The sequence below is a fragment of the Stenotrophomonas sp. genome, assembly GCF_036662295.1.
Taxonomy (GTDB): domain Bacteria; phylum Pseudomonadota; class Gammaproteobacteria; order Xanthomonadales; family Xanthomonadaceae; genus Stenotrophomonas.
In genome coordinates this window covers 1-10,644 of record NZ_JAVWXA010000127.1, presented here as the reverse complement: position 1 = coordinate 10,644, position 10,644 = coordinate 1, and the positions used below count along the sequence as shown (strand labels likewise).

At 69.9% G+C, this 10,644-nt stretch carries 14 protein-coding genes; 8 read left to right on the top strand and 6 right to left on the bottom strand.

The features are described 5' to 3' along the window. Nucleotides 1–149 precede the first annotated feature (149 nt). Nucleotides 150–869 (bottom strand): SGNH/GDSL hydrolase family protein, encoded by a 720-nt coding sequence (locus tag RSA25_RS17410; RefSeq protein WP_332810092.1) that lies wholly within the window; start codon nt 867–869, stop codon nt 150–152. Nucleotides 870–1,155: 286 nt separating this feature from the next. Here RSA25_RS17410 and RSA25_RS17405 point away from each other — a divergent pair, with 286 nt between their 5' ends. The 8 genes from RSA25_RS17405 to RSA25_RS17370 all read left to right on the top strand — a co-directional run bounded on the left by RSA25_RS17405 (nt 1,156) and on the right by RSA25_RS17370 (nt 6,742). Then, a complete protein-coding gene (locus RSA25_RS17405) occupies nt 1,156–1,536 on the top strand; it encodes a diacylglycerol kinase (RefSeq protein ID WP_332810091.1) in 381 nt (126 codons plus the stop codon). 41 nt (nt 1,537–1,577) lie between these two features. Next, entirely contained in the window at nt 1,578–2,327 is a 750-nt protein-coding gene (locus RSA25_RS17400; RefSeq protein WP_332810090.1) for a TerC family protein, read from the top strand. 139 nt (nt 2,328–2,466) lie between these two features. Next, entirely contained in the window at nt 2,467–3,120 is a 654-nt protein-coding gene (locus tag RSA25_RS17395; protein ID WP_332810089.1) for a LemA family protein, read from the top strand. 4 nt (nt 3,121–3,124) lie between these two features. After that, a complete protein-coding gene (locus RSA25_RS17390; RefSeq protein WP_332810088.1) occupies nt 3,125–4,030 on the top strand; it encodes a TPM domain-containing protein in 906 nt (301 codons plus the stop codon). After that, nucleotides 4,030–4,518 carry a TPM domain-containing protein gene (locus RSA25_RS17385; protein ID WP_332810087.1) on the top strand — a complete coding sequence of 163 codons (489 nt, stop codon included), beginning with the start codon at nt 4,030–4,032 and terminating at the stop codon, nt 4,516–4,518. Before RSA25_RS17390 ends, RSA25_RS17385 begins: the two co-directional genes overlap by 1 nt. Before the next feature lie 45 nt (nt 4,519–4,563). After that, nucleotides 4,564–5,454 carry a prolipoprotein diacylglyceryl transferase gene (lgt, locus tag RSA25_RS17380; protein WP_332810086.1) on the top strand — a complete coding sequence of 297 codons (891 nt, stop codon included), beginning with the start codon at nt 4,564–4,566 and terminating at the stop codon, nt 5,452–5,454. Further along, nucleotides 5,451–6,245: a thymidylate synthase gene (locus tag RSA25_RS17375; protein WP_332810085.1), complete on the top strand. Its 795-nt coding sequence runs from the start codon at nt 5,451–5,453 to the stop codon at nt 6,243–6,245. Before lgt ends, RSA25_RS17375 begins: the two co-directional genes overlap by 4 nt. Before the next feature lie 5 nt (nt 6,246–6,250). Continuing rightward, nucleotides 6,251–6,742, top strand: a complete 492-nt coding sequence (locus tag RSA25_RS17370; protein WP_332810084.1) for a dihydrofolate reductase — start codon at nt 6,251–6,253, stop codon at nt 6,740–6,742. A gap of 102 nt (nt 6,743–6,844) precedes the next feature. Here RSA25_RS17370 and RSA25_RS17365 read toward each other — a convergent pair whose 3' ends face one another. The 5 genes from RSA25_RS17365 to pdxA form a co-directional block, all read right to left on the bottom strand. After that, nucleotides 6,845–7,495 (bottom strand): DUF1287 domain-containing protein, encoded by a 651-nt coding sequence (locus RSA25_RS17365; RefSeq protein WP_332810083.1) that lies wholly within the window; start codon nt 7,493–7,495, stop codon nt 6,845–6,847. Continuing rightward, nucleotides 7,492–8,493 (bottom strand): symmetrical bis(5'-nucleosyl)-tetraphosphatase, encoded by a 1,002-nt coding sequence (locus tag RSA25_RS17360; RefSeq protein ID WP_332810082.1) that lies wholly within the window; start codon nt 8,491–8,493, stop codon nt 7,492–7,494. Before RSA25_RS17360 ends, RSA25_RS17365 begins: the two co-directional genes overlap by 4 nt. A gap of 13 nt (nt 8,494–8,506) precedes the next feature. Beyond that, nucleotides 8,507–8,890: a Co2+/Mg2+ efflux protein ApaG gene (gene apaG, locus RSA25_RS17355; protein WP_259209111.1), complete on the bottom strand. Its 384-nt coding sequence runs from the start codon at nt 8,888–8,890 to the stop codon at nt 8,507–8,509. Between the two features lie 121 nt (nt 8,891–9,011). Beyond that, nucleotides 9,012–9,845 (bottom strand): 16S rRNA (adenine(1518)-N(6)/adenine(1519)-N(6))-dimethyltransferase RsmA, encoded by an 834-nt coding sequence (gene rsmA / locus RSA25_RS17350; RefSeq protein ID WP_332810081.1) that lies wholly within the window; start codon nt 9,843–9,845, stop codon nt 9,012–9,014. Beyond that, on the bottom strand, nt 9,842–10,644 hold an 803-nt coding region (pdxA, locus tag RSA25_RS17345), incomplete at its 5' end, for a 4-hydroxythreonine-4-phosphate dehydrogenase PdxA (RefSeq protein ID WP_332810080.1). The genes rsmA and pdxA, both read right to left, overlap by 4 nt.

The following is a 10,644-nucleotide window of genomic DNA, read 5'->3' as shown; positions in this document are numbered from 1 at the left end:
GGTTGGCGGGACACGCCGTTAACCCGTCCATGGGGGCTCGCATACGCCATCCATGGCGTATGACGGTCCCGCCAACCCACCCACCCCGACCCCCGACAGTTGGCCGGTTGGCTTGGGGAGAGAAAGAGCAAAGGCAGGAGCCGGAATCCTCAGTCGCACCGCACCTTCGGCGCCAGCACCCGGGTCCAGATGGCATAGCCTTCCGGCTTCATGTGCAGCATGTCCTCGCGGAACAACGCCTGGCGCGGCTGTCCGTCGCTGCCCAGCATGGGGGTGTAGATGTCGCTGTAGCCGGTGCGGGGCAGCTTGGCCAGCGCGGCCTTGATCAGGGCGTTGGCCTCGATGATGGCCGGCAGCAGGTTCGCGCGCGAGGGGCTGGGCTTGATCGAGATGTAGTCGACAGTGGTGGTGGGCAGGTCGCGGTGCACGCGCTGCACGAAGGCCACCACGTCGTCGCGGACCTGCACGGCGCTGCGGCCGCTGTTGAGGTCGTTGTCGCCGGCGTAGAAGAACACCTTGCACGGCGCGTACGGGGCCACGATCTGGCCGGCGTACCAGGTGCTGTCGCGCACCTCCGAGCCGCCGAAGCCGCGGTTGAGCACCGGCTGCCCCGGGAAGTCGGCGGCCAGGCGGTCCCACATCCGGATCGAGGAGCTGCCGATGAAGAGAATGCCGCCGCGCGCTGGCGGGTTGGCAGCGTCGGCCTTGGCGAAGTCGGCCATGTCCTGCGCCCAGGCCACGTTGGACACCTGCGCCGGCACCTGCGGGGCGGCCTGCCGCGGTTCCGCGGGCGGGGACAGGGCGAAGGCGGGCAGGGCGGCGCCCAGGGCCAGGGCGAGCAACAGGGGGCGGGTGCAGCGGTAACGCATCGGCAGACTCCTCGGCTTGGCGCCCGTCGGGCGCCCGGTTCGGTTGACCCCCATCATAGAAGCGGATGATCCCGGCCGCTTTGCCGGGCACGGCGGGGCATCCCGGTGCCCCGGCCGTCGCGGTGACGGGGCCGCCCGCAGGCCCCGGCCGCGGCCGCCTTCGACAATGGGCCGCCGGGCTTGTGGCAAAATGACGGATTGCCCGCCCATTCAGCCATGCCCATGACCTCCTGCCGCGTGCTGTTCCCCTCGTCCCGGCCCGCCCCGCCGCGCGGAGCGTGCCTACGTGGCTGATGAAATCGGGCACATGCCGCGCGGTCCCCGCCGCATCTTCAAGGCCGCGGTCTGGTCCTGGCAGGGGCTGCGCGCGGCCTGGCTGCACGAGTCCTCCTTCCGCCTGGAGGTCTACCTGCTGGTGGTGCTGGCCCCGGTCGCGCTGTGGCTGGGCCAGAGCCCGGTCGAGCGCGCGCTGATGATCGGCTCGATGCTGCTGGTGCTGGCCATGGAACTGGCCAACTCGGCCATCGAAGCGGTGATCGAGCGCTATGGCAGCGAATTCCACGAGATGGCTGGCCGCGCCAAGGACATGGGCTCGGCGGCGGTGTTCGTGCTGATGATGAACGTGCTGCTGTGCTGGGCCCTGGTCCTGCTTCCCCGCTTTTTCTGAGCTGCCCCCCGGCTCATTCCCCCTTGTAAGGATCCACGTCCATGTTCCTTGAGTTGCTGTCCGACCCGAACGTCTGGTTGACCCTGTTCACGCTGAGCGCCCTGGAAATCGTCCTGGGCATCGACAACCTGGTCTTCATCTCCATCGCCGTGAGCAAGCTGCCCGAAGCGCGCCGTCCGTTCGCGCGCAAGCTCGGCATCGCGGTGGCCTGCATCACCCGCATCGCCCTGCTGGTGTCGCTGGCCTACCTGGCGCACATGGAAGCCAACCTGTTCACCGTGGCCGGTATCGGCATCTCCATCCGCGACCTGGTGCTGATCCTCGGCGGCCTGTTCCTGATCATCAAGGGCGGCATGGAAATCCGCGAGCTGATCACCGGCGGCGAAGACGAAGACCCCACCACCACCAAGGCCTCGGCCGTGTTCGGCATGGTCATCGCGCAGATCGCGGTGATCGACATCGTGTTCTCGCTGGACTCGGTCATCACCGCCGTCGGCATCGCCGACCACGTGCCGGTGATGGTCGCCGCGATCCTGCTCTCGGTGGCGGTCATGCTGCTGGCGGCCAACCCGCTGGGCCGCTTCATCGACGCCAACCCCACCGTGAAGATGCTGGCGCTGGCCTTCATCCTGCTGATCGGCGCGGTGCTGATCCTGGACGGCCTGGGCGTGCACGTGCCCAAGCCCTACATCTACGCCGCGATGGGCTTCTCGGTGCTGGTGGAATGGCTGAACCTGCTGATGCGCCGCCGCGCCGTCGCCCACCACGTGCCGGGCGCCGGCAACTGGTAACGGGGGGGCGCGCGTTGGCGCCCTGGCAGGCCAGGTGCCGACCGGTGGTCGGCACCGATCCGCGGCGTCGCTGGTGACGCGGGCTTTACCGCAGACGTGGCATGCTCCGGCTCCTGTCCACCGAGCGCCGGAGCCGGCCATGCGATCGCTTTCCCGTCTGTTGCTGCTGGCCGTGCTGGCCTCCCTGTTGTCAGGCTGCGGCTACAACGCCATCCAGCAGAAGGACGAACAGGTCAAGGCCGGCTGGTCCGAAGTACTCAACCAGTACAAGCGCCGCGCCGACCTGATCCCCAACCTGGTGCAGACCGTGGAAGGCTATGCCAACCAGGAACGCCAGGTGCTCACCGACGTGACCAACGCGCGCTCGCGGGTGGGCCAGATCAACGTCAACGCCGACGACGCCGAATCGCTGAAGCAGTTCCAGCAGGCGCAGGGTGAACTCAGCGGGGCGTTGTCGCGCCTGCTGGTGGTCACCGAAAACTACCCCAACCTGAAGTCCGACCAGGGCTTCCGCGACCTGCAGGCGCAGCTGGAAGGCACCGAAAACCGCATCACCGTGGCGCGTGGCCGCTATATCGGGATGGTGCAGGAGTACAACACCTACATCCGCTCGTTCCCGCAGGTGATCACCGCCAAGATCTTCGGCTATGCGGTCAAGCCGAACTTCACCGTGGACAACGAAGCGCAGATTTCCCAGCCGCCGGCGGTCAAGTTCGGTTCGCCGGCCCCGGCCCCGGCCCCGGCCCCCCAGCCGGCCGCGCAGCCGCAGCCGCAGCCGCAGCCGGGCACCTGAGCCGGTGAACACGCGCCTGATGCGCTGGGTCCTGCTGCTCTGCCTCGGGCTGGCATTGCCCGCCTGGGCACAGACCGAGGCGGCGATCCCGCCGATGGCCTCGCCGGTGGTGGATACCACCGGCACCCTGGAGGCGGCGCAGATCCAGGCGCTCGAGGCCCAGGCCTTGGCGCTGCAGCAGCGCAAGGGCAGCCAGCTGCAGATCCTGATGGTGCCCAGCACCGCGCCGGAATCGATCGAGCAGTACACCCAGCGGGTGTTCGAGCAATGGCAGGTCGGGCGCAAGGGCGTGGACGACGGCGTGCTGCTGGTGGTGGCCAAGGACGACCGCCGGGTCCGCATCGAGCCCGGCTACGGCCTGGAAGGCGCGATCCCCGATGCGATCGCCAACCGCGTCATCCAGGAATACCTGGCCCCGCGCTTCCGCAACAACGACTACGCCGGCGGTCTCAGCGATGCCAGCGCCGCGCTGGTCAAGCTGATCGACGGCGAGGAGCTGCCTGCGCCGGTCAGCACCCATCGCAGCCAGGGCGCCCCGGCCGGTGGCAACTGGACGCTGGCGCTGGGCATCGGCCTGTTTGTCGGCATGTTCCTGCGCGGCCTGCTGGGCTGGGCGCCGCGCCCGCTGCGCGCGCTGTTGAGCGGTGGCGGCGCCGGGCTGGCCGCGTTCCTGCTCACCTCGCTGGTGGCGGCCAGTGGTGCGGCCGCGCTGGTGGGCCTGCTGGTCGGGCTGACCTCGGCCGGTCGCGGCGGCGTGTTCGCACGCGGCGGCGGCTGGGGCGGTGGCAGCTGGGGCGGCGGTGGCGGCTTTGGCGGTGGCGGTGGCGGTGGCTTCGGCGGCGGTGGCGGTGGCGGCTGGGGTGGCGGCGGTGGGCGTTCCGGAGGCGGTGGCGCCTCGGGAGGCTGGTGATGCGCTGGTGGCGCCATCTGTTCGCGCCCAGCGTGGGCCGCGCGTTCCCGCCGGCCCGGCTGCAGGCCATCACCGAGGCGATCGCCGCCGGCGAGCGTGGCCATGGCGGCCAGGTGATGTTCGCGCTGGAGGCCGACCTGCCCCTGCAGGCACTGTGGCAGGGCGTCACCCCGCGCCAGCGTGCCGAGCAGGCCTTCGCCCAGCTGCGCACCTGGGATACCGAAGACAACAACGGCGTGCTGGTCTACCTGCTGCTGGCCGACCATGCCATCGAGCTGGTCGCCGACCGCGGCCTGCGCGGCAAGGTCGGGGAGGCGCAATGGGCAGCCATCTGCGCCCACATGCAGCAGCAGTTGCGGCAGGGCGCCGTGCACGAGGCGGTACTGCTGGCCATCGAGGAGGTCTCCGCGCTGCTGGCCGGGCACTATCCGCCGCGGCCCGGGTCCAACGGCGATGACCTGCCCGACGCACCCCAACTGCTTGGTTGAGGTGGCGCGGCCTTAGAATATCCGCTGACCTGCAAGGCATCGCCCATGATCTATCTCCACGACATCGATCCCATCGCCCTCTCGCTCGGGCCGATCAAGGTGCATTGGTACGGCATCATGTACCTGCTCGGCTTCACCGCCGCCTGGTGGCTGGGGCGCAAGCGGATCGCGGCCGGGCGCCTGCCCGGGGTGGATGCCAACGGGTTCTCCGACCTGCTGTTCTACGCCATGCTCGGCGTGGTGGTGGGCGGCCGCGTGGGCTACATGCTGTTCTACGCGCTGGGCGATTTCCTGCACAACCCGCTGCTGCTGTTCAAGGTGTGGGATGGCGGCATGAGCTTCCACGGCGGCCTGCTGGGCGTGCTGTTCGCCTCGTGGTACTGGTCGCGCAAGCACCGCCTGCACCTGTTTGACACCATCGATTTCATGGCCCCGCTGGTGCCGCTGGGCCTGGGCTTTGGCCGCATCGGCAACTTCATCGGCGCCGAGCTGTGGGGCAAGTACACCGATGGCACCTGGGGCGTGGTGTTTCCCAGTGGGCTGCCGGCCACGCTGGCGCCGCTGGACATGACCATGCTGCGCGCGCAGTTCGCCACCGGCGCGCTCAACGAATACGCCCGCCATCCCTCGCAGCTGTATGAAGCGCTGCTGGAGGGCCTGGTGATGTTCGTGGTGCTGTGGGTGGTGTCGGCCAAGCCGCGCCATCGCTACGTGATCGCCGGCCTGTTCGCGCTGATGTATGGCGTGTTCCGCTTCGCCGTGGAGTTCGTGCGCATGCCCGACAACGGCGTCTACATCGCCTTCGGCTGGCTGACCAAGGGCCAGATCCTGTGCGTGCCGCTGATCGTGTTCGGCCTGGTGCTGCTGGCGCTGTCGCGCCGCGCGCCGGTGCTGCAGCCGGTGCTGCCGGCCCCGGCCGCCGGAGCGCGCGCATGAAAGCCTACCTGGACCTGCTGCAGCACGTACTGGACCACGGCGCGGAGAAATCCGACCGCACCGGCACCGGCACGCGCAGCGTGTTCGGCTGGCAGATGCGCTTCAACCTGGCCGACGGCTTCCCGCTGGTGACCACCAAGAAGCTGCACCTGCGCTCGATCATCCACGAGCTGCTGTGGTTCCTGAAGGGCGACACCAACATCGGTTACCTGCAGGACCACCAGGTGCGCATCTGGGACGAGTGGGCCGATGCCAACGGCGACCTCGGCCCGATCTACGGCAAGCAGTGGCGCAGCTGGGCCACCGCCGATGGCGGCAGCATCGACCAGATGCAGTGGCTGGTGGAGGAGATCAAGCGCAACCCGGATTCGCGGCGGCTGGTGGTCAGCGCCTGGAACGTGGGCGAGCTGTCGCAGATGGCGTTGATGCCCTGCCACAACCTGTTCCAGTTCTACGTGGTGGACGGCAAGCTCAGCTGCCAGCTGTACCAGCGCAGTGGCGACATCTTCCTGGGCGTGCCGTTCAACATTGCCAGCTACGCGCTGCTCACCCACATGGTGGCGCAGGCCACCGGGCTGGGCGTGGGCGATTTCGTGCACACCCTGGGCGATGCGCACCTGTATTCGAACCACTTCGAGCAGGCCCGCCAGCAGCTGGCGCGTGAACCGCGCGCGCTGCCCACCTTGTGGTTGAACCCGGCGGTGACCGACCTGTTCGGTTTCCAGTTCGGGGACATCCGCATCGACGGCTACGATCCGCACCCGGCGATCAAGGCCCCGGTGGCGGTGTGAGTGCGATGACGTTGTCGCTGATCGCCGCGCTCGACCGCGACCATGGCATCGGCCGTGACAACCAGCTGCCCTGGCAGTTGCCCGACGACCTCAAGCGTTTCAAGGCGCTGACCCTGGGCAAGCCGATCCTGATGGGGCGCAAGACGGCCGAGTCGCTCGGCCGCGCGCTGCCGGGGCGGCCCAACCTGGTGCTGACCCGCAGCGGGCAGGTGCCGTTCGCGGGCATGCAGGCGGTGGCGTCGATCGACCAGGCGCGCCAGTACGCCAGCGAGGCCGGCGCGGTCGAGCTGTGCGTGATCGGCGGAGGCGAGGTCTACCGGCTGGCGATGGCCCAGGCCACCGACCTGCACCTGACCTGGGTGAATACCCGCGTGGCGGCCGACACCCACTTCCCGCCGGTCGATCCGGCGCACTGGGTCGAGGTGGCACGTGAGCACCACCCTGCCGATGCGCGGCATGCGATGGCGTTCGACTTCGTGGATTACCGCCGGCGCTGAGCCCGTTGACGGAAGGACCGGCCTTGCGCTCCCAACGCCGCGTTGACGTCGCCAAGGCACGCCAGGTCAGGCATGCGGTCGCGTCCTTGCGGGTGTCCGCGCTCAGGCCGGTGGCCGGTAATGGCCGATGATGGGGTGGGCGAACAGCAGGTTTTCTTCGCGGGTGCCGCGCGCGATGTTGTGCAGGATCAGCGGGGTGTCATCGGCCAGGCGGCGGTCGGAGACGATGCCCACGTGCAGCAGGCCGCTGCCGTTGAGCTTCCAGGCCACGATGTCGCCGGCGGCATAGTCCGCCGGCTGGGTCGATGCCGGCTGCTGCCAGCCCTGGCGCTCGAACCAGCGCATCAGGTTGGGCACCCGCCGGTGGTCGATGTTGCGATCCGGCCGCGACAGGCCCCACAGCGCCGGATAGGCGCTGAAGTCGCCGCGCATGTCTTCGTGGATGCGCTGCTGCAGGTCCAGGCCTTGGGTGCGCAGCGCACGCACGATGACGTCGGTGCACACGCCGCGATCCAGCGGCACGTCACCGCCGGGGTAGGCCAGCACGGCGTAGGCCGGGTCGTAGCGCACGGTCTGCCCGACCTGGCCGCGCGCGGCGGCCACCAATGGCGGCGAGGGCGCACGGGTGCCAGCGGCGGCGGCCGGCGCCGGCGCGGAGACGGCCGCCACACCGGTCGGTGCCGGCGCACGTTCGCAGGCCGCGACCAGCAGCGCCAGCACCAGCGGCCACCACCGGGACGCGGCGCGCGTCATGCCGGGGTGGGGGTACTTCCGCCGGTGTCACCGGCCGGCTCGGGCGCGCGGCGCGGTGGGTGGCGCGGCCCGCGGTCGCGGCGCTGGCCCTGCCCCTGGCGCGGCGGCCGGGCGTTGCCCGGTTCGCCTTCGCCGCTGGCGCGTCGTGCCGGCGGGCGCGGCGGCGTGGCCGGCTTGGGCACGTCGCGGCCGGGCACCTGCACCACGCGCAACTCTTCGGTATCCAGCCGCAGCGCGGTCAGCTTGCCGCCCCACACCGCGCCGGTATCGATGGCATGCACGCCCTGGGTGATGGTGAGCCCCAGGGCGGACCAGTGGCCACACACGATCTTCAGGTCGCGCTCGGCACGGCCGGGCACTTCGAACCACGGGTACAGGCCCTGTTCCTGCGTGCCCGGGGTGCCCTTGTCCTCGATCCCGATGCGGCCGCGCGGGGTGCAGTAGCGCATCCGGGTGAACAGGTTGATGATCGCCCGCGAGCGGTCGTAGCCGGACAACCCCGGCGACCAGCTCGGCTTGTCGCCATACATGTTGCGGAAGAGCTTGCGGTAGCCGCTGCCATGCAGCTGCGCTTCCACTTCGCGGGCATGCTTCTCGGCCAGCTGCGTGGTCCACTTGGGCGCCAGCCCGGCGTGGATCATCATCCAGCCCAGGTCGCGGTCGATGTGCAGCAGTTTCTGCAGGCGCAGCCACTCCAGCAGCTCGTCGCGGTCCTCGGCCTGCACGATGCGCAGCAGGTCCGGGTTGACCTTGCGCTGCTCTTCCTCGGTGCGCGCGCCCACCGCCAGCAGGCTCAGGTCATGGTTGCCCAGCACCACCACGCTGCTCTCGCGCAGCGAGTGCACCAGGCGCAGGGTCTCCAGCGACTGGCCGCCGCGGTTGACCAGGTCGCCGCAGAACCACAGCTTGTCCACCGCCGGGTCGAAGTTGATCTTCTCCAGCAACCGCTGGGTGACGTCGTAGCAGCCCTGCAGGTCGCCGATGGCCCAGACACTCATGCGTGCGCCTCCATCAGTGCAGTGTGCGTGGAACGGTCAACACGAACGGCGCGATGGGCGCGGCGAACTCGGTGCCATCGTCGGCGACCATGTCGTAATGCCCTTGCATCGTGCCGTGTTCGGTTTCCAGCATGACACCGGAGGTGTAACGGAAGTCTTCACCCGGGCGCAGCCGCGGCTGCTCGCCGATCACCCCGTCGCCATCGACATGCTCGGTGCGCCCGTTGGCATCGGTGATGCGCCAGTGGCGTGCCACCAGGCGCGCGGCGACGCGGCCGCCGTTGTGGATGCGGATCGTGTAGGCGAACGCGTAGCGCCCGTCCTCCGGCGTGGACTGGTCATCGAGGAAACGCGGGGCGACCTCGACGGAGATCGCGTAGTGTGCAGCGTCGTTCATGCAGGCAGTTTAGTGAAAGTTGTGCAGGTTGAGGTGAGCGCGGCAATCGCCGGCGCGCCCGGGCAGGGCGCAGCGGCGGTGCAGCGTGCCGGCGCGCGGCCAGGACCGCGCGCGCTGGCGTTCACCCCTGGGGGGCGTCGGGGCCGGGTGCGTGCGGCACGTTGGCCAGCGCGATGAACTGGGCCACGTCCAGCTGCTCGGCCCGCGCATCGCTGCGCACGCCGGCCGCCTCGAACTGCTCCGGCGTGCAGACCCCGTTCAGCGCATTGCGCAGGGTCTTGCGGCGCTGGCCGAACGCGGCGCGCACCACATCGGCAAAGCGCTTGCGGTCCACGATGCCCACCGTGGCCGGGTCGCGCGGGATCAGCCGCACCACCGCCGAATCCACCTTCGGCGGCGGCCGGAAGGCACCCGGCGGCACCACGAACAGCGAGGTGACCTTGCAGAACGCCTGGAGCATCACGCTCAACCGGCCGTAGACCTTGCTGCCGGGGTCGGCGGCCATGCGGTCCACCACTTCCTTCTGCAGCATGAAGTGCATGTCGGTGACCACCGCCGCGTGGTCCAGTGCATGGAACAGGATCGGCGAGGAAATGTTGTAGGGCAGGTTGCCGACCAGACGGATCCGGCCGTCGCCGGCGAGCGCGGTGAAGTCCACCTGCAGCACGTCGCGGTGGATGATGGTCATCTCGCCCAGCGGCTCGGCCGCGGCCGCCAGCGGGCCGACCAGGTCGCGGTCGAACTCGATCACGGTCAGGCGCGGGTGGCGACGCAGCAGCGGCAGGGTGATCGCGCCCTGGCCCGGGCCGATCTCGACCAGGCGGTCGTCGTCCTTGGGGTTGACCGCCAGCACGATCCTGTCGATATAGGTGCGGTCGGCCAGGAAGTGCTGGCCGAGCTGCTTTTTGGCCGGTCCGGTGAACCCGGCGGCGGAAGAGGAATACGGTGAAGTCATGGCGTCAGTGTACGTTGCCGCGCCAGCCGGGCACACAGGCCGGTGGCAGCGAAGAGGCTGGAGGGGTCGGCGATGCCGCGGCCGGCCAGGTCCAGCGCGGTGCCGTGGTCGACCGCCACCCGCGGGTAGGGCAGGCCCAGGGTGATGTTGACCGCCTGCTCGAAGCCGCTGTACTTGAGCACCGGCAGGCCCTGGTCGTGGTACATCGCCAGCACCGCATCGACGCCGGCCAGCCGGGCCGGCAGGAAGGCGGTATCGGCCGGCAGCGGCCCGATCAGGTCCATGCCCGCCGCGCGCAGGCGCTCCAGCAGGGGAATGACCAGGTCCAGTTCCTCACGGCCCAGGTGGCCGTCTTCGCCGGCATGCGGGTTGAGCCCAAGCACGGCGATGCGCGGGGCGGCGATGCCGAACTGGCCCTGCATGGCCGCGTGCACGATGCCCAGCGTGTGGGCCAGGCCGTCGGCGGTGATCGCATCGGCGACCGCGCGCAGCGGCAGGTGGGTGGTGGCCAGGGCCACGCGCACGATGTCGTTGGCCAGCATCATCACCACCTGCACCCCGGCCTGGTCGGCCAGCAGTTCGGTGGTGCCGCTGTAGGCGATGCCGCCCTGGTTGATGACCGCCTTGTGCACCGGACCGGTGACCACGCCGTGCAGTTCGCCGGACAGGCAGGCCTGGCCGGCCGCAAGCAGGGCACCGATCACGGCGCCTGCATTGGCAGGATCGGTGTGGCCGAAGCGACTGGGCGTGGGATTGGCAACGGCGCGCAGGCGCAGGTCGCCGGGGACGCGGGCAGGCG

Bases quoted from the DNA above. Each gene is read 5' to 3' on its own strand.
- RSA25_RS17410 (WP_332810092.1), bottom strand. From the start codon at position 869: ATGCGTTACCGCTGCACCCGCCCCCTGTTGCTCGCCCTGGCCCTGGGC.
- RSA25_RS17400 (WP_332810090.1), top strand. From the start codon at position 1,578: ATGTTCCTTGAGTTGCTGTCCGACCCGAACGTCTGGTTGACCCTGTTC.
- RSA25_RS17395 (WP_332810089.1), top strand. From the start codon at position 2,467: ATGCGATCGCTTTCCCGTCTGTTGCTGCTGGCCGTGCTGGCCTCCCTG.
- RSA25_RS17385 (WP_332810087.1), top strand. From the start codon at position 4,030: ATGCGCTGGTGGCGCCATCTGTTCGCGCCCAGCGTGGGCCGCGCGTTC.
- lgt (WP_332810086.1), top strand. From the start codon at position 4,564: ATGATCTATCTCCACGACATCGATCCCATCGCCCTCTCGCTCGGGCCG.
- RSA25_RS17375 (WP_332810085.1), top strand. From the start codon at position 5,451: ATGAAAGCCTACCTGGACCTGCTGCAGCACGTACTGGACCACGGCGCG.
- RSA25_RS17370 (WP_332810084.1), top strand. From the start codon at position 6,251: ATGACGTTGTCGCTGATCGCCGCGCTCGACCGCGACCATGGCATCGGC.
- RSA25_RS17365 (WP_332810083.1), bottom strand. From the start codon at position 7,495: ATGACGCGCGCCGCGTCCCGGTGGTGGCCGCTGGTGCTGGCGCTGCTG.
- RSA25_RS17360 (WP_332810082.1), bottom strand. From the start codon at position 8,493: ATGAGTGTCTGGGCCATCGGCGACCTGCAGGGCTGCTACGACGTCACC.
- apaG (WP_259209111.1), bottom strand. From the start codon at position 8,890: ATGAACGACGCTGCACACTACGCGATCTCCGTCGAGGTCGCCCCGCGT.
- rsmA (WP_332810081.1), bottom strand. From the start codon at position 9,845: ATGACTTCACCGTATTCCTCTTCCGCCGCCGGGTTCACCGGACCGGCC.